The sequence below is a fragment of the Staphylococcus pasteuri genome (assembly GCF_003970495.1).
GTDB classification, from domain to species: domain Bacteria; phylum Bacillota; class Bacilli; order Staphylococcales; family Staphylococcaceae; genus Staphylococcus; species Staphylococcus pasteuri.
This window is the reverse complement of sequence record NZ_RXWW01000060.1, coordinates 1-17,882: the sequence shown is the minus strand read 5'-3', so window position 1 is coordinate 17,882 and position 17,882 is coordinate 1. Positions and strand designations below refer to the sequence as shown.

Annotated in this window: 15 protein-coding genes and 3 tRNA genes; 7 read left to right on the top strand and 11 right to left on the bottom strand. The window is 31.3% G+C overall.

Annotated features, from left to right (window positions below; translation table 11 throughout):
• Positions 1–202 precede the first annotated feature (202 nt).
• A complete protein-coding gene (locus CD121_RS08165; RefSeq protein ID WP_017637003.1) occupies positions 203–856 on the bottom strand; it encodes an SDR family oxidoreductase in 654 nt (217 codons plus the stop codon).
• Positions 857–999: 143 nt separating this feature from the next.
• Here CD121_RS08165 and CD121_RS08160 point away from each other — a divergent pair, with 143 nt between their 5' ends.
• Both CD121_RS08160 and czrB read left to right on the top strand, forming a co-directional pair.
• Positions 1,000–1,323 carry an ArsR/SmtB family transcription factor gene (locus tag CD121_RS08160; RefSeq protein WP_017637002.1) on the top strand — a complete coding sequence of 108 codons (324 nt, stop codon included), beginning with the start codon at positions 1,000–1,002 and terminating at the stop codon, positions 1,321–1,323.
• A 1-nt stretch (position 1,324) separates the two neighbouring features.
• Entirely contained in the window at positions 1,325–2,275 is a 951-nt protein-coding gene (czrB, locus tag CD121_RS08155) for a CDF family zinc efflux transporter CzrB (RefSeq protein ID WP_017637001.1), read from the top strand.
• A gap of 56 nt (positions 2,276–2,331) precedes the next feature.
• On the opposite strand, the gene CD121_RS08150 is transcribed toward czrB, so the two are convergent.
• Positions 2,332–3,063 (bottom strand): metallophosphoesterase family protein, encoded by a 732-nt coding sequence (locus CD121_RS08150; protein ID WP_017637000.1) that lies wholly within the window; start codon positions 3,061–3,063, stop codon positions 2,332–2,334.
• Positions 3,064–3,195: 132 nt separating this feature from the next.
• Between CD121_RS08150 and CD121_RS08145 the strand changes: the two genes are divergently transcribed.
• On the top strand, positions 3,196–4,386 hold the full coding sequence (locus CD121_RS08145; protein ID WP_126567877.1) for a YtxH domain-containing protein: 1,191 nt from the start codon (positions 3,196–3,198) through the stop codon (positions 4,384–4,386).
• A 76-nt stretch (positions 4,387–4,462) separates the two neighbouring features.
• Here the strand turns inward: CD121_RS08145 and CD121_RS08140 are convergent, their stop codons facing one another.
• Both CD121_RS08140 and glmS read right to left on the bottom strand, forming a co-directional pair.
• On the bottom strand, positions 4,463–5,320 hold the full coding sequence (locus tag CD121_RS08140; protein ID WP_126567874.1) for an HAD family hydrolase: 858 nt from the start codon (positions 5,318–5,320) through the stop codon (positions 4,463–4,465).
• A gap of 179 nt (positions 5,321–5,499) precedes the next feature.
• On the bottom strand, positions 5,500–7,305 hold the full coding sequence (gene glmS, locus CD121_RS08135) for a glutamine--fructose-6-phosphate transaminase (isomerizing) (protein ID WP_029056158.1): 1,806 nt from the start codon (positions 7,303–7,305) through the stop codon (positions 5,500–5,502).
• Between the two features lie 686 nt (positions 7,306–7,991).
• On the opposite strand from glmS, the gene CD121_RS08130 reads away from it, so the two are divergent.
• Genes CD121_RS08130 through CD121_RS08115 form a run of 4 tightly spaced genes read left to right on the top strand, consistent with a single transcriptional unit; the run spans position 7,992 to position 13,185 of the window.
• Positions 7,992–9,563, top strand: coding sequence for a PTS mannitol transporter subunit IIBC (locus tag CD121_RS08130; RefSeq protein WP_029056157.1), 1,572 nt, complete (start codon positions 7,992–7,994; stop codon positions 9,561–9,563).
• 34 nt (positions 9,564–9,597) lie between these two features.
• On the top strand, positions 9,598–11,625 hold the full coding sequence (locus CD121_RS08125) for a BglG family transcription antiterminator (protein WP_017636995.1): 2,028 nt from the start codon (positions 9,598–9,600) through the stop codon (positions 11,623–11,625).
• A 13-nt stretch (positions 11,626–11,638) separates the two neighbouring features.
• Complete coding sequence (locus tag CD121_RS08120) at positions 11,639–12,073, top strand: PTS mannitol transporter subunit IIA (protein ID WP_017636994.1); 435 nt, start codon at positions 11,639–11,641, stop codon at positions 12,071–12,073.
• Positions 12,073–13,185, top strand: coding sequence for a mannitol-1-phosphate 5-dehydrogenase (locus tag CD121_RS08115; RefSeq protein ID WP_126567871.1), 1,113 nt, complete (start codon positions 12,073–12,075; stop codon positions 13,183–13,185). Before CD121_RS08120 ends, CD121_RS08115 begins: the two co-directional genes overlap by 1 nt.
• Before the next feature lie 104 nt (positions 13,186–13,289).
• Here CD121_RS08115 and glmM read toward each other — a convergent pair whose 3' ends face one another.
• The 7 genes from glmM to CD121_RS08080 form a co-directional block, all read right to left on the bottom strand.
• Complete coding sequence (gene glmM / locus CD121_RS08110) at positions 13,290–14,645, bottom strand: phosphoglucosamine mutase (protein WP_017636992.1); 1,356 nt, start codon at positions 14,643–14,645, stop codon at positions 13,290–13,292.
• Positions 14,646–14,672: 27 nt separating this feature from the next.
• The gene (locus tag CD121_RS08105) at positions 14,673–15,605 is read right to left on the bottom strand and encodes a CdaR family protein (RefSeq protein ID WP_126567869.1); all 933 of its coding nucleotides are present in this window, start codon (positions 15,603–15,605) and stop codon (positions 14,673–14,675) included.
• Position 15,606: 1 nt separating this feature from the next.
• Positions 15,607–16,413 (bottom strand): diadenylate cyclase CdaA, encoded by an 807-nt coding sequence (gene cdaA / locus CD121_RS08100; RefSeq protein WP_026083467.1) that lies wholly within the window; start codon positions 16,411–16,413, stop codon positions 15,607–15,609.
• Positions 16,414–16,540: 127 nt separating this feature from the next.
• On the bottom strand, positions 16,541–17,446 hold the full coding sequence (gene rocF, locus CD121_RS08095; RefSeq protein ID WP_046466886.1) for an arginase: 906 nt from the start codon (positions 17,444–17,446) through the stop codon (positions 16,541–16,543).
• Between the two features lie 96 nt (positions 17,447–17,542).
• Positions 17,543–17,615, bottom strand: a tRNA-Lys gene (locus CD121_RS08090).
• A gap of 3 nt (positions 17,616–17,618) precedes the next feature.
• A tRNA-Gln gene (locus CD121_RS08085) sits at positions 17,619–17,693 on the bottom strand.
• Between the two features lie 6 nt (positions 17,694–17,699).
• A tRNA-Tyr gene (locus CD121_RS08080) sits at positions 17,700–17,783 on the bottom strand.
• Positions 17,784–17,882: the final 99 nt, after the last annotated feature.

The following is a 17,882-nucleotide window of genomic DNA, read 5'->3' as shown; positions in this document are numbered from 1 at the left end:
ATATTATCTTTATATTTTAATTAACGATTCTATTATAAAATGATTGGTTCTCGTTATTATAATAATATCTTGCAATGATGATAAGTTATAAAATTCCTCATTTTAATCATAAAAATATTCCATGTTTATTATAAATAAAAAAACTTAGTAGACGATTGTAATATATCCCCTAAGTCATTTTATAATTTGAACTTATAATTAATTATTCATATGCTTTTAAAGCATCTTCAATTGTTGATTCTCCAGATAAAATTTGGAATTCTTGATTACTGAATTTATCTGAAGTTACAACATATTTTAGAACTCGTGCAACATCTTCACGTGGAATTGTGCTATAACTATCGAAATATAAATCCGCTTTAATTTTTCCAGTTCCTGCATCATCTTTGAGTCCACCTGGATGTACAATTGTATAATTTAAATCTGAATGTCTTAAATAATCATCAGCATAATGTTTTGCAATCGTATATGGTTTTAAATCCCCACTTGCGTCAAACGCTTCTCTTCTTGAATCATAAGTTGAGACCATAACATAATGTTTGATACCTGCTTTTTCACTTGCTTTGATTGTTTTAACAGCACCATCTAAATCTACATAAAAAGTTTTGTCTGCACCTGTACTTCCACCTGAACCAACAGAGAAAATCACTTTATCAAATGATTGGAATTTGTTTGTTAAGTCTTCGATACTATCATTTTCAACATCAATATTTAGAGCTTTAATGTCATTATTTTCTAATTCTGACACTTGCTTATCTTTTCTAACACCGGCAGTAAAGTCAACATTATCTTCTTTTAATTGATCTACTAATTTAGAACCTACGCCACCGTTAGCACCAATTACTAATATACTCATTCCAACGTCCTCCTTTTTATTTCTTGTAATAACTCATTTACCACTTAAATATCCAATTAAACTTCCATTATATTATTGACCTTAATTTCAAACCATTGTATATTAATATATGAACAAGTATTCATATATTAAGAGGTGTTCGTTTGACTGAAAGTAAACTTGAAACATTCCATCATCAAACATTAGAAAGAGTTACTGATATTTTCAAAGCTTTAAGTGATATAAATCGTATTAGAATCATGGAATTGTTAGCAACTGGTGAATCTAGTGTAGGGCATATTTCACACACATTAGACCTATCACAATCTAATGTTTCTCATCAACTTAAATTATTAAAATCAGTCAACCTAGTTAAATCTAAACGACAAGGTCAAAGTATGATTTATTCTTTAGATGATCAACATGTCTCTACCCTATTAAAGCAAGCTATTCATCATGCGAGTCATCCAATAGAAGGTGAAAAATAATATGACAACACAACATCATCATGATCATTCTCATGGTCATGTACACACAAATAATAAAAAAGTTCTATTTATCTCGTTTCTTATTATCGGACTATTTATGTTAGTAGAAATCATTGGTGGTTTTTTAGCTAATAGTCTTGCATTACTGTCCGATGGTTTTCATATGTTTAGTGACTCTTTATCACTTTTTGTAGCGTTAATCGCATTTATCTATGCAGAAAAACATGCAACTACATCTAAGACTTATGGCTATAAACGTTTTGAAGTATTAGCAGCACTTTTTAATGGCGTGACGTTGTTTGTCATTAGTATTTTAATAGTGATAGAAGCAATCAAACGATTTTTCGCACCACCTGAAGTACAATCGAAAGAAATGTTTATTATTAGTTTAATTGGTTTAATCGTTAATGTTGCAGTTGCAATTTTAATGTTTAAAAGCGGTGACACGTCACATAACCTTAATATGAGAGGCGCTTTTTTACATGTACTTGGTGACTTATTTGGCTCTATCGGTGCGATTGTAGCAGCCATTTTGATTTGGACATTAGGTTGGACTATCGCTGACCCTATCGCTAGTATTTTAGTGTCCATCATTATTTTAAAAAGTGCATATGGTATAGCTAAATCTTCAATCAACATTTTAATGGAAGGAACACCTAGCGATGTTGATTTAGATGCAATTATACAGTTGCTAACAAATCATAGCGCTATCCAAAGTGTGCATGATTATCATGTTTGGACTATTTCTAATGATTTAAATGCCTTAAGTTGTCATGCAGTTGTTGCTGATACGTTAACTATCAAAGAAGGAGAACAACTACTTAAGCAAATTGAACATGACTTATTGCATTTAAACATCCAACATATGACGATTCAACTTGAAACAGCAAATCATGATCACGATGACGCGACATTATGTTCAGGCATTCATGGACAAGAACATCATCATTAAATAAAAAAATTGCCTCTCCAAGCTTTAAATTAACTTGTGGAGAGGCAACTTCTATTTTATATAAATTTATCAAATATAAAATCTCTAGCAGGTACTTGTTTAGCTTCAAATCCCTCTAAAAATTCTTCATTATCAAATGCAACTTTAACTCTTTCAATTGAAATATCAGTTTCTGTAATAGTAACAATACCATAAACAGCATTTGAACCGTTATTTAATCCAACAGAACCTGGATTAAAATACATTTTATTTTTATCGTCAAACATATGCAATCTGTGATTATGACCAAAAATAATTAAATCTGCATCTTTATCTGCAAATAATTGTGTCATTTCTTGTTCATCATCTTTGACTATAGGACTAAAAGGTACTTCATCTATAGGAGAAGATAATTTATCATTTTCAATCTCATAGTGTATAAATAACACTTTTTTACCGCAAATTTCTTTTTCGATAAATCGAGGTAATTGATTTAATTCTTCATAATATTCTTCATCTAAATGGCTAGCAATCCATTGATGATGTTCGTAAAACTTATCTTTTAAATCTTCCGGATAAGGAGTGCCGTTTACAACCGACATAATAGCTTCATCATGATTACCTGCAATCATTTCCATATCATCGCGATCGAAAATATGGTCTAATACTTTGTTTGTTTCATGTCCGATTCCGATATTATCTCCAAGATTATAAATTTTTTCAATATCTTCTCTACTATCAATATCATCTAATACAGTTTCTAATGCATCAAAGTTACCATGTACATCAGTTATAATTGCAAATTTCATGATGATATCTCCTTTCATATTAAATTCATTAGAACATTTTAACACTTAATACCCTATTATGTTAGATATTAATTTGAAAAAGTCCAAATTTTTGATATTGTATTTATATTAACGAAAAGGAGTGCTTAAAATTTGTTTAAATATTATAACTTAGCATTTAAGAATGCTAAACCCCAGAATCTTAAAGCAATATTATTTACATTAATAAGCTTTATCGTCATTTTCTTAGTCGGTAGAGTTGCAATGGCTATGATTGGCCAACAAATGATGCAATTACAAATGATGATGCAATTCGGTCAACCAGCAGGACCATTACTTATTCCAATTATTGGTGTAGCTGTATTAGTCATCTTATTATTTATATTTTTAGGTTATCAGTTATTAGCTGGTGCTATAAATGTTATTTCTAGAGCTATCAGAAAAGATAAAGTTAAATTCTCTGATTTATTTATCGCCTTTAAAAAAGGTCACTATGCTAAAAGTTTATTACTAGCATTAATTACAATATTAATGATTGTTATCATGTCAGTCATTTTATATTTTGTAAATAAATTATTAAACTTGGCACTTTCACCATTAGTTAGTGCTTTACAAGGTCCTTTAAGCAAAATGGATAATCCAATGCCAACATATTTAACATTCCAAATTGCTGTAACATTAATCGTTGGATTTATCACATCTATCTTTTATTGGTTCTTCTTTGTTTTAATCATTAATTACACTGCAGCATATACTGAAAATCCAAAACAATCTGCTATGACAAGTGTTAAAGATGGATTTAAAGCAATTAAGAATGGTCATAAAACATGGTTGAAATTCTTTATTGGTATTTTATTAATTAATTTACTAATAACAATTATTACTCGTGTACTAGTAACGTTAGTACAAATGGCAACTGGTAGTATGTCACAAACTGTTGCTCAAATCTTATTAGTAACACTTCAAATCATTGTTATTTTAGTAACACTATTTATCTACTATGCTTTACTTATGGGTATCGTTCAATACTTTATTCGCCGTGGCGAAAAAGTTACAACTAACTCTAAAAAGAATAAAGCTAATAAAGCAGTTGCAAATAAAGACACAAATAATAAAACTACAAAAACACAAGATTTACAAGATACAACTAAAGATAAAGTTGATCAACATTCATCTGATTTAAAAGATAACGCAAAATCTACTACTCAAGATTCTAAAAAAGAATTAAACGATAAAGCTACTCAACACAAAGATGATTTATCAAATTCTACAACATCTCATAAAGATAATTTAGAAGAAACAGCTAAAGATACAATTGATAAAAATAATCCTAATAATAAATAATTAATAATAAAGGTCGAAGTACAAATATTTAAAATTGTACTTCGACCTTTTTATTATATCTATTTCAATCAATATCTTAACTTAGAAAATGTTTTTTTAAGTATTTGGCTGCGCCATCTTCTTCATTAGTATATTCAGTTACATCGTCTGTTAATGATTGAATTTCTGTACGAGCATTTTTCATTGCAACTGTATAATGTCCAAATTCAAACATAGCTCTATCGTTATCACTGTCACCTATCACAAGTGTTTCTTCTTGTTTAATATTAAAGTATTCAATCATTTCTTTGATACCTGTACCTTTATCAGTATTATAAGCCATTGTTTCAGCGTTATAACGTGAAGAGTTAGATACACTAATATTTAGTAATACTTTATTTTGTTGAAGTTCATCACGAAAACGACTAATTTTATCTAAGTTTGTATTAAATAGATATATTTTTGAATAATCCTTTTCAGGAAATTGATTTACCCATTGAATTTTATCTTTTATGGCTTCTCGTCTTGATGCCCATTCGCTTTGTCCTACATTATTAGGAGGCGTTTCACTGCCACTCACCATTTCACTCATCCAAGATTGATCTTCTTTTAATACTAGGCGTTGTTCACCAAATGGGAATACTTCATAATAAATGTGATGTTGTTGTGCTAATTTCACAATTTGATTCACAGAATCTAAAGACATACTATGCTTAAATATATTTTTATCATTAACTTCACCAGTTGTACCGTTGGAACTTATAATACCATCAACTAAAAAACCTTCTGGTACTAGTTGATGAATTTCAGAATATGAACGCCCAGTCGCTAAGAATACTTTGAATTCATTATCTCTTAGTGAATTAATGACGTCTCTAGTATATTCAGATGCTCTATTATCTTCATGTAAAATTGTACCATCCATATCTAAAAATATCGCTTTTATGTTGTCCATATAATCCTCCAATATGTTAAGTTCTATATTACTTAAAATTTTGTCACTTATTTAAGAAAAGTGCAATAAAAATAATCCCTTTTTAGTCAACTCATAACTAAAAGGGATTATCCTTATATCAACATGTTAAAGTTTCTTAATACCAAAATTATGGTATTCATCACTTTTAATTTTTAAATTTATTCAACTGTAACTGATTTTGCTAAGTTACGTGGTTTATCAACATCAAGATCTCTGTGTAGCGCTGCATAATAAGAAATTAATTGTAGTGCTACTACTGAAACTAATGGTGTTAATAATTCATGAACATGAGGAATGACATACGTATCTCCCTCTTTTTCTAAACCTTCCATTGAGATAATACAAGTACTAGCACCACGTGCAGCAACTTCTTTAACATTACCACGAATAGATAAGTTTACATTGTCTTGAGTAGCTAAAGCAATAACTGGTGTACGATCTTCAATTAATGCAATCGTACCATGTTTTAATTCACCGCCAGCAAATCCTTCAGCTTGAATATATGAAATCTCTTTAAGTTTTAATGCACCTTCTTGACTGACATTATAATCAATAGTACGACCAATAAAGAATGCATTATGTGTTGTCTCAAGGAAATCAGTAGCAATTTGTTCCATTACAGGTGCATCGTCTACGATAGATTCGATTGCAGTAGTAACTTTCGCTAATTCTCTTAATAAATCAATGTCTGCTTCACGACCATGTGTTTTAGCAACTATTTGAGCTAAAATAGATAATACAGCAATTTGTGCTGTATATGCTTTAGTAGAAGCTACGGCAATTTCTGGACCTGCGTGTAATAATAATGTGTGATCCGCTTCACGTGATAATGTTGAACCAGATACGTTAGTTATTGTTAGCGCTTTATGACCTAATTTTTTAGTTTCAACCAATACGGCACGACTATCTGCAGTTTCACCAGATTGTGAAATATAAATGAATAATGGTTTTTCAGATAATAAAGGCATGTTATAAACAAATTCAGAAGCTACGTGTACTTCTGTTGGTACACCTGCCCATTTTTCTAAGAATTCTTTACCAACTAAACCAGCATGATAGCTAGTACCAGCAGCGATAATATAGATACGATCAGCTTGTGCAACATCATCTACTATGTCTTTATCAATTTTTAGATTACCTTCGTCATCTTGATATTCTTGTATAATTCGACGCATAACAGCTGGTTGTTCGTGAATCTCTTTTAACATGTAGTGATCGTAAACACCTTTTTCAGCATCTGATGCATCAATTTCAGCAGTATAAGCGTCACGTTCTTGAACTTGACCGTTAATATCCTTGATAATAACTTCATCACGTTTAACGATAACAATTTCATGGTCATGAATTTCTTTATATTGATTAGTTACTTGTAACATAGCTAATGCATCTGATGCAATGACATTAAAACCATCACCAACACCGATTAAAAGTGGTGATTTATTCTTAGCTACATACATAGTATCTTTATCTTCTTCATCTAATAAACCTAAAGCGTAAGAACCATGTAATAATGAAACAACTTTAGTAAATGCATCTTCTGTTTCAAAACCTTGTTTAGAGAAGTATTCAATTAATTGAACGATAACTTCTGTATCTGTTTCAGAAACAAATTTAACATCATTTAAATATTCATTTCTTAATTCTTCATAGTTTTCAATTACACCATTATGTACTAGTGTAAAACGACCAGTAGTTGATTGATGTGGATGTGAGTTTTCATAGTTAGGTACACCATGTGTTGCCCAACGAGTGTGACCGATTCCAACAGTGCCATCAATATCACTACTATCCGCTACTTTGCGTAATTCTGCAATACGACCTTTTTCTTTAAATACTTTAGTGCCTTCGTCGTTTGCTACAGCAACACCAGCTGAATCATAACCTCTATATTCTAATTTTTCTAAACCTTTTAATAATAATTCTTTGGCATTATCATAGCCAATATATCCTACTATTCCGCACATATTTACTTTTCCTCCAGTTATTGAAATAACGTTAGTAGCAATGATTTATTACTTATAATTTAGTTTAGTAATCTACTATCATTAGCGTTCATATTTGTAGTAACTTTTATCTTAGTTTAACCACACTTGAAAATAAGCGTGATAAATTATCACACTTAAACTTCTAACGTTTTTCATTTTATATAATATTAATTGGCGATCTTATTAACTTTGTCCAATAGGTTACCCTACTGTTTTACTTAATAAGCTAACGAATGAGCCACATCCGGGATAGCATCCGCCGATCTATTCGATCACTATCCTCCTCGTCTACAAGTTATAAATGTACGCTATAGAAATTTATACAAATAGATTTAATTTCTAATCCTCACATGTCATTAATAGCTTGCACAGGCGCTTTGTAATATTGTTTTACTATCCTCCCTTCCATTAGAACCTATTGTACAATGTAGTTTGTCTTAATTGCAAATATTTTCACAAGGTTTTTGTAAAAAATATGTACTACCATTTCCATTTAAAATTCATTGTAATAAAGCTTTTAATTTACATTATCTTTACCTATATATTATAGAATGATTGTTGTCATGATTATTATGACAAATTTGAATTTTGTTCTTGTTGTAGTAATTGTCTACTTAGATTTACAATAAATATAGTCAAATACTAATTAAAAAAGAGGTGTAGATATGGCTCAGAAACAAGAAAACAAAGGTTTTGGCCGTAAAGTTCAAGCATTCGGTTCTTTTCTTAGTAGTATGATCATGCCAAACATTGGCGCGTTCATCGCTTGGGGATTTATCGCTGCTATATTTATAGACAATGGATGGATGCCTAATAAAGATTTATCTCAATTAGCTGATCCTATGATTAAATTTTTAATCCCATTATTAATCGCATTTAGTGGTGGACGTTTAATCCACGGATTACGTGGTGGTATCATTGCTGCTACATCAACTATGGGGGTTATCGTAGCATTACCTGACACACCAATGTTACTTGGTGCAATGATTATGGGACCATTAGTTGGTTGGTTAATGAAAAAAACTGACGAATTTGTTCAACCTAGAACACCACAAGGTTTCGAGATGTTATTCAATAACTTCTCTGCTGGTATCCTAGGTTTCATCATGACAATTTTAAGTTTTGAAATTTTAGCTCCAATCATGAAATTCATCATGCATATATTATCAGTTGCAGTTGAGGCTTTAGTTCATGCTCATTTACTTCCAATCGTAAGTATTTTAGTTGAACCAGCTAAAATTGTATTCTTAAATAACGCTATCAACCATGGTGTATTCACACCACTTGGTGCTGACCAAGCTGCTACAGCAGGTCAATCAATACTTTATACAATTGAATCAAACCCTGGACCTGGTTTTGGTATTTTACTTGCATATATGTTCTTTGGTAAAGGAACTGCAAAAGCTACTTCTTACGGTGCAGGAATCATCCACTTCTTAGGTGGAATTCATGAAATTTATTTCCCTTACGTATTAATGAGACCAATGTTATTTATCTCAGTTATTTTAGGTGGTATGACTGGCGTTGCTACTTATCAAGCAACTGGATTTGGATTTAGAAGTCCAGCGTCACCAGGATCATTTATCACTTATTGTATTAACGCACCTAAAGGTGAATTCCTTCATATGTTATTAGGTGTAGTATTAGCGACATTAGTTTCTTTCGCTGTTTCAGCAATTATTCTTAAGTTCACTAAAGAACCTAAACAAGATTTAGAAGCTGCTACTGCTCAAATGGAAGCAACTAAAGGTAAAAAATCAAGTGTGTCTTCAAAATTAACTAATAAAGATAATAATGACTCATCAGCTAAAGCTACTACTGCTGGTGCTGCAACAGGTGCTGGCGCTGCAGGTGCTGCTACTTCAACAGAACAATCTGATGATGAAGATAATGCTGATCAATTATTAGATAATTATAATACTGAAGATGTTGATGCCCACGATTACAGTAATGTTGACCATGTTATCTTTGCATGTGATGCGGGTATGGGTTCTAGTGCAATGGGTGCTAGTATGTTACGTAATAAATTCAAAAAAGCTGGCATCTCAGATGTAAATGTTACAAACACAGCAATTAACCAATTACCAAGTGATGCTCAATTAGTTATCACTCAAAAAACATTAACTGACCGTGCAATTAAACAAGTACCAAATGCAATTCACATTTCAGTTGATAACTTCTTAAACTCACCAAGATATGAAGAATTACTAAATAACCTTAAAAAAGAAGAACAATAATTTTTAAATATTAATATTAATGGAGGATACCGCCATGTTATTGAGTACACGTGAAAAAGAGATTATAGAACTTTTAATCAAGTATCACGGACAATATGTCACTATATATGACATTGCTCAACAACTGGCAGTGTCCTCTCGTACTATTCATAGAGAATTAAAGCACGTTGAATCATATATAGATACCTTTTCAATTCAACTTGACCGAGTTAACAAAAAAGGTATTCGTTTAAATGGGGATCAACAAGCTATTCAAAGCTTAAAATATGAAATGACGCAACAACAAACTATAGACTTATCAGTTGAAGAACAAAAGGTCATTATTTTATATGCTCTTATTCAATCTAAACATGCCGTTAAACAGTATAGTCTTGCTCAAGAAATCAGCGTTTCTATCCAATCATTAGCTAAATTATTGGATGAATTAGAACATGATTTAGAATCATATCAATTATCCTTAACACGAAAACGTGGCGAAGGTGTTATGTTAAATGGTACTGAATCTAAAAAAAGAGAGTTCTTAAGTCAGCTAATGGTAAATAATTTAAATAGTACAAGTGTTTATTCAGTTATTGAAAATCATTTTGTCTATCAATCATTACATCAATCTCAACAATCACTTGTGGATTTAGACCGAATATTTAAAGTTGAGAGAATTCTAATGGATTATTTAGGAGAGCTTCCCTATTCACTAACAGAATCTAGCTATCTCACGTTAACCGTTCATATTGTACTAAGTATTACTCGTATGCAAAACAATGAATATGTATCACTTAATGAAGATATTTATCAATCGGTAAAACATACATTTGAACATGAAGTAGCTAGTGAAATTGCTAAACGTCTAGAAGATTTATATGATGTCCAATTCAACCAAGCTGAAGTCACATTTATTACCATTCACTTGCGGGGTTCAAAACGTAAAGATACTAAAGATACTTTATTTGAAGATAAGAAAAATGAACAAAAAATAAAATCTTTCGTGCAAAACGTAGAAGAGATTTCGGGTCAATACTTTGATGAAAAAACTACTCTAATTAATGGATTATCATTGCATATTAATCCAGCAATTAATCGTTTAGAATCAAATATTGAAACATATAATCCTTTGACCGATATGATTAAGTACAAATATCCAAGACTATTTGATAATGTGAGCAAAGCATTGCATGTTGTTTGGCCAGAGTTAATCTTTCCTGATAGCGAGATTGCTTTTATTGTCCTTCATTTTGGAGGATCAATTAAAAACCAAGGACATCAATTTTTAAATATTTTAGTCGTCTGTAGTAGTGGCATAGGTACAAGCCGTCTATTAGCAACTAGACTTGAACAAGTGTTTAGTGAAATTGAACGAATTACACAGGCTTCTGTAAGTGATCTAAACGTGCTTGATTTATCTCAATACGATGGTATTATATCCACCGTAAATTTGGATATAGATAGGCCATTTTTAACAGTTAATCCTTTACTCCCTGATTCTGACATAGGATATGTCGCTTCATTTTTAAATACTAAAGAAGCACACCATATGAATCAAAATGAAGGAAAAGAATTAATTAATTATTCACCTGAAGATATTATGGAAACAATACGTCAAGGTTTAAAGTTAGTTGATTCCGTGAAAATAGAATATAAATCAGTAGATAATTGGAATCAATATTTATCTGATTACCTAGTAAGTCATCGTATTATTGATGATGGTCAGTCATTCGCTGAATTATTACAACATCGGTTGGAGGAAAATCCTAATTGGATACTAAGCCCCTACCCTATAGCTATTCCTCATATGAGAGATTCAATGTTTAAAGAACCATGTATCCTCATAACTATTTTGGAGGAACCTATAAAGATGAGTAATATTCAAAATGACAATGACTACATTAATTATATGTTAAGTATGTTTATTCCAGATAATGCAATCATGGTAGATCTTGTTAGTACAATTTCCGAAACACTAAGCAACCATTTGGAAAACTTAGATGATTTTATGAAAAATCCACATGACTTTAAAATTATACTGGAAAAGCAATTTTTAAAACGAATTAAAAAACAATTAATTTAGGAGTGTATTTATAATGAGCGAATTATTCAGTAATGAAAACATTTTTATTAACGTATCAGTAGCAAGCCAAAACGATGCAATCGAGAAAGCAGGACAAGCTCTAGTTGATAGCGGAGCTGTAACTGAAAATTATATTCAAGCAATGAAAGATCGTGAAGATGTTGTTTCAACATTTATGGGTAACGGTTTAGCAATTCCTCACGGTACTGAAGAAGCTAAAGGAAATGTCATTCAATCAGGCTTAAGTTTATTACAAATTCCTGAAGGTGTTGATTGGAATGGCGAAGAAGTTAAAGTTGTCGTTGGTATCGCTGGTAAAGACGGAGAACACTTAGACTTATTATCTAAAATTGCGATTACTTTCAGTGAAGAAGAAAATGTAGAACGTATTATCAACGCTAAATCTGCTGACGAAATTAAACAAGTCTTTGAGGAGGCTGATGCATAATGAAAGCAGTACATTTTGGTGCCGGTAATATTGGTCGTGGATTTATTGGATATATTTTAGCTGATAATAATATTAAAGTTACATTTGCAGATGTAAATGATGAAATTATTAATGCATTACAAACGGAACATGAATACGATGTTATTTTAGCAGATGAAGCTAAAACTACTACAAGAGTAAACAATGTAGATGCGATTAATTCTGCTAAACCTTCAGATGAATTGAAACAAGCTATTTTAGAAGCTGATTTAATCACAACTGCTGTTAATGTTAACATTTTACCTATTATTGCAAAATCATTTGCTCCATATTTAAAAGAAAAAGAAAACCATGTTAATATCGTTGCTTGTGAAAATGCTATTATGGCTACAGATACACTTAAAAAAGCTATTTTAGATATTACTGGTCCTTTAGGCGACAATATTCATTTTGCAAACTCTGCAGTTGATAGAATTGTTCCATTACAAAAAAATGAAAATATTTTAGATGTTATGGTAGAACCTTTCTATGAATGGGTTGTTGAAAAAGATGCTTGGTATGGCGAAGAATTAGACCATATTAAATATGTTGATGATTTAACACCTTATATTGAAAGAAAATTATTAACTGTTAATACAGGACATGCTTTCTTAGCATATGCTGGTTATAACGATAATAAAGCAACTGTTTTAGATGCAGTTCAAGATAGCACTATCGAAGCTGGTTTAAGACGTGTACTAGCTGAAACAAGTGATTATATCACACGTGAATTTGATTTTTCTAAATCAGAACAATCTCAATATGTAGAAAAAATTATTGAACGTTTCAATAACTCTTATCTATCTGATGAAGTAACACGTGTTGGTCGCGGAACTCTACGTAAAATTGGTCCTAAAGATCGTATTATTAAACCATTAAATTATTTATATGAACATAATTTAGAAAGAGATGGCTTAGTTAAAGCAGCTGCCCTACTTTTAAAATATGATGATAAAGCTGACCAAGAAACTGTTGAAAAGAATAATTATATTCAAGAACATGGTGTAAAATCATTCTTACAAACGTATGCTAAAGTTGAAGGACCATTAGCAGAAGAAATTGAAAAAGAATATAATGAACTTATTTCAAAATAATATTTGTTGAATCAAAAATGGACCAGATGTAAGCTTCTGGTCCATTTTTATTATATATATTTAAAGAACGTGCCTTTTCATTTATGGCACGTTCTTTATTTGAATTATTTATCTAAACCCATTTTGTCTTCTACGACATCAGCAATTTGTTGGGCATATCTTTTTGCATCTTCATCTGTTGAAGCTTCAACCATTACTCTTACTAATGGCTCTGTTCCAGAAGGACGTACTAAAATTCTACCTTCTCCATTCATTTCAACTTCAACTTTAGTCATTACTTCTTTAACATCAATATTTTCTTCAACGCGATATTTATCTGTTACTCTTACATTTATTAATGATTGAGGATATGTTTTCATTTGTGAAGCTAACTCACTTAATGATTTACCTGACATTTTGATGATAGCTGCTAATTGTACACCAGTTAATAAGCCATCACCTGTTGTATTATAATCCATTAATACGATATGACCTGATTGCTCACCACCAAGATTATAATTTCCTCTTCTCATTTCTTCTACAACGTAACGGTCTCCAACTTTAGTTTTATTAGATTGAATGCCTTCATTTTCTAAAGCTTTATAAAAACCTAAATTACTCATTACAGTTGAAACTATCATATTATTATTTAATTCTTGGTTTTTATGCATTTCTTGACCAATAATAAACATAATTTGGTCTCCATCAACGATTTTACCATTTTCATCAACAGCAATAATTCTATCTCCATCTCCGTCAAATGCTAAACCAAAGTCACTTCCAGTTTCAAGAACTTTTTTTGCAAGAGCTTCAGGATGTGTAGAACCACAATTTTCATTAATGTTGTATCCATCTGGACTACAACCCACTGTTTCAGTATCAGCTTCTAAATCGCCGAATAAAAATGGTGCTAAAGAAGATGTAGAACCATTTGCACCATCTAAAACAATTTTCATACCTTCTAAATTAACATCTACAGTAGATTTTAAATAACTTAAATATTTTTGTGCACCTTCAAAGTAATCTGAATAATGAACGATTTCTGTACCAGTTGGTCTTGGTAAACTTGGATTTTCTTGATCAAGTAATTCTTCGATTTCATTTTCTTGATCATCTGATAATTTGAAACCATCAGAACCAAAGAATTTAATACCATTATCTGCAACTGGATTATGTGATGCAGAAATCATTACACCTAATTCTGCGTCCATTTCTCTCGTTAAATATGCTACACCTGGCGTTGAAATAATACCCAATCGCATGACTTCAGCTCCAATAGATATAAGTCCTGCAATGAGTGCTGATTCTAACATTTCTCCTGAAACTCTTGTATCTCTACCAACAAGGACTCTAGGGTGATTTTCCCCTTTATTATGTGCTAATACATAACCACCATATCTACCTAGCTTAAACGCTAGTTCAGGTGTTAATTCTTCATTTGCTACACCTCTGACACCGTCAGTACCAAAATATTTTCCCATGTTTTACTCTCCTTTTATTTCTTTCAATTATTTAACTGTGATATAAGCTTTTGTTTCTTCAGGGTTAACCCTACTTACACTTTTAGGTAAATCAAATTTTACAGTTTTCTCAGTGGACTCTGAAATATCATCTAAGTCTATTTCAGCTGTAATATTATTTATACCCTGTATATCTTCTCTACTACCATAAATTTCAACTTCATCGTCATCTAATTTAACATTATCTACCTTTTTATTGTCTTTTAATTTTCCAGTCGTCTTTGTGTTAACTTTAACCTTTTTACTATAAGGTTTAACAGACACTTTCAAATCAACTTCATCTGGGTTAATAGAAACATTCATTTTATTTAAATCTTTGTCATAAGCATTTACTGTAGCAATATCTTTAGTATCTTTACTTATTTTACTAGAATTTTTGAATGTTGCTTTTAAGTAAGCAATTTGGTTTAATTGTTCTTCTCCACCAGTTACTTTAACTGTTTCAGGTGAAATTTTTTGATTATCAATTTGGTAACCATCTGCAATATCACTTTGACTTACATCAGGCTCTACATGCATTGTTTTAGTTATTTTCTTTTCTAATGTGATGTTGGCTGATTTAGGTTTAACATTATAATTAATGCTATTATTTAAACCTTTAACTTGAAATTTCTTTTGATATTTACCAGCTTTTTCACCTGATAAATCTACAACAACTTTTAAATCATCGGGATCTTCAATTTTTATTAACTTTGATTGTGGACCAGAAATATTTACATCTACTGTGTCTGGTACATGTGTAGCGTGTAAATCTTTATGGTTATATATCGCTTCTACTGGAACATCTTGTATTGTTTTTGTTGATTTCTGTGATATATCATCAGAGTTAAAGATATTCCCAAATACATTATTCACTGATAAGAAGAAAAATATAGCTAATATCAGTGCAACGAATCTTAATCCCCATTTACTTTCTAACATATTAATTCACACCTTTCTTTTGAAAGTGTGTGCCAAACCAATGTTCAGATAATAACTCTTCAAACACTTCATTTGAAATATCTCTTCTTAACTTACCATCAAAAGTAACTGAAATATCACCAGTTTCTTCTGACACGATAACTGTAAAAGCATCAGATACTTCTGAAATACCTACAGCTGCTCTATGTCTTGTACCTAAACTTTTAGATATTTTAACACTATCTGATAATGGTAAATAACTTGCTGCTGCTGCTATTTTAGTTCCTTGAATTATCATTGCACCATCATGTAATGGTGTATTAGGTATAAACACATTGGTTAATAATTCTTGAGAAATTTTAGAATCCATAGGAATACCTGTTTCAATATAATCTTGAAGACCAGTTTCCTTTTCAAAAACTATAAGTGCTCCAATACGACGTTTAGCCATATATTGAACCGCTTTTGATACAGATTGAATTAATTTCTCTTCATCTTTAGTATAGGCGTTGGTATAACGTTTTAAGAAACTACCTCTACCTAATTGTTCCAAAGCTCTTCGAATTTCTGGTTGGAATATTACAATTAATGCCAATACTCCCCATTGAATCACAATGTCAAACAATTTTGAAGTTGCAGTCAAATTTAGTATTTTACTGATTTGTTGACCGATTACTATTACAACAATACCTTTTAATAATTGTATTGCTTTTGTACCTTTAAAAACTGTAATCAGTAAATAAAGAACATACCACACAATCAATAAATCGAGGACACTAGTTATGACTTTTAAAGTACTAAAATTTTGAAAAAAATTGGAAAAATCCATAACATCTCCTCCGATAACATTTTCCATATTATTCATTATATCAATCATTAGAACACGTGTCATATGAACACTAATAAAAATGAAAAAAACTTGCATGTCGATTAACATGCAAGTTACATAAATTAAATTATAGTAGTGTTTCTCCAAAAAATGTACCAAGTAATGAAACAGCTTGTTCCGCTGTATTGTTATGTAAATCAATTAATGGGTTAACTTCAACTAAATCCATAGATGTAATCATTTTGCTTTCATGAAGTAATTCAAGCGCAAAATGACTTTCTCTATAACTTAAACCACCTAACACTCTTGTACCGGTTCCTGGTGTTTCTGTAGGGTCTAATGCATCAACATCTAAAGATAAATGTAATCCATCGACATTTCTATTTTTTAAATATTGTACAGACTCATTTATTACAGACTCAATACCTAACTTATCAATATCAGCCATTGTATAAGTTTTAATATTTTGTTCTTTAATATAATGACGTTCCCCTTTATCTAAATCTCGCATACCAATAAGAACAACATTTTCAGGTTTTAGTTTAGGTTGAAAATCATTTAAATTCACAAGTTCACTTGGCCCTTCTCCAAGTAATATTCTTAATGGCATACCATGTATATTACCAGATGGAGATTCATCAGGAATATTTAAATCACCATGTGCATCATACCAAATTACCCCTAAATTAGAGTAGTGTTTACTTATTCCAGAAATAGAGCCTACTGCAATAGAATGATCGCCACCTATCACTAGAGGAAAACTATTATTGGATATAGTTTGATCAACTTTATCACTTAAAGTGTTTGAAACTTGAACAATTTCATCATAGTTTCTTAATCCTTCTTGCTCAGAGTTGAATTTTTTTAAATCTATTGTCGGTACATCAATATTACCTCTATCACTGACATTTAGACCAATATTTTCTAATCTATCTTGTAAACCAGCATACCTTATTGCATCTGGACCAAGATTGACTCCTAATTTTCTTTGACCAAATGTTGAAGGTACCCCAATAATATCTATATTTTTCATCTTATTCTCCACCTCTTTTAAGTATTAGTTATAGAATAATGTATTCGTTTACATAAAACAATAAAAAAACATCTTTCCTAAGAAAGATGTTTTGAGTGAGCCATAGAGGATTCGAACCTCTGACCCTCTGATTAAAAGTCAGATGCTCTACCAACTGAGCTAATGGCTCTTATGGCTGGGCTAGCTGGATTCGAACCAGCGCGTGACGGAGTCAAAGTCCGTTGCCTTACCGCTTGGCTATAGCCCATTAAGATGGTGGAGGGGGGCAGATTCGAACTGCCGAACCCGAAGGAGCGGATTTACAGTCCGCCGCGTTTAGCCACTTCGCTACCCCTCCGATATATTTATTTAAACAAAATAAATGGTGGAGAATGACGGGTTCGAACCGCCGACCCTCTGCTTGTAAGGCAGATGCTCTCCCAGCTGAGCTAATTCT

Excerpts from the sequence above, each read along its gene's own strand:
- cdaA (WP_026083467.1), bottom strand. The coding sequence starts at position 16,413 with ATGGATTTTTCCAATTTTTTTCAAAATTTTAGTACTTTAAAAGTCATA.
- CD121_RS08105 (WP_126567869.1), bottom strand. The coding sequence starts at position 15,605 with ATGTTAGAAAGTAAATGGGGATTAAGATTCGTTGCACTGATATTAGCT.
- CD121_RS08120 (WP_017636994.1), top strand. The coding sequence starts at position 11,639 with ATGAGCGAATTATTCAGTAATGAAAACATTTTTATTAACGTATCAGTA.
- CD121_RS08115 (WP_126567871.1), top strand. The coding sequence starts at position 12,073 with ATGAAAGCAGTACATTTTGGTGCCGGTAATATTGGTCGTGGATTTATT.
- CD121_RS08125 (WP_017636995.1), top strand. The coding sequence starts at position 9,598 with ATGTTATTGAGTACACGTGAAAAAGAGATTATAGAACTTTTAATCAAG.
- CD121_RS08140 (WP_126567874.1), bottom strand. The coding sequence starts at position 5,320 with ATGGACAACATAAAAGCGATATTTTTAGATATGGATGGTACAATTTTA.
- CD121_RS08165 (WP_017637003.1), bottom strand. The coding sequence starts at position 856 with ATGAGTATATTAGTAATTGGTGCTAACGGTGGCGTAGGTTCTAAATTA.
- glmS (WP_029056158.1), bottom strand. The coding sequence starts at position 7,305 with ATGTGCGGAATAGTAGGATATATTGGCTATGATAATGCCAAAGAATTA.
- CD121_RS08130 (WP_029056157.1), top strand. The coding sequence starts at position 7,992 with ATGGCTCAGAAACAAGAAAACAAAGGTTTTGGCCGTAAAGTTCAAGCA.
- CD121_RS08150 (WP_017637000.1), bottom strand. The coding sequence starts at position 3,063 with ATGAAATTTGCAATTATAACTGATGTACATGGTAACTTTGATGCATTA.
- czrB (WP_017637001.1), top strand. The coding sequence starts at position 1,325 with ATGACAACACAACATCATCATGATCATTCTCATGGTCATGTACACACA.
- rocF (WP_046466886.1), bottom strand. The coding sequence starts at position 17,446 with ATGAAAAATATAGATATTATTGGGGTACCTTCAACATTTGGTCAAAGA.
- glmM (WP_017636992.1), bottom strand. The coding sequence starts at position 14,645 with ATGGGAAAATATTTTGGTACTGACGGTGTCAGAGGTGTAGCAAATGAA.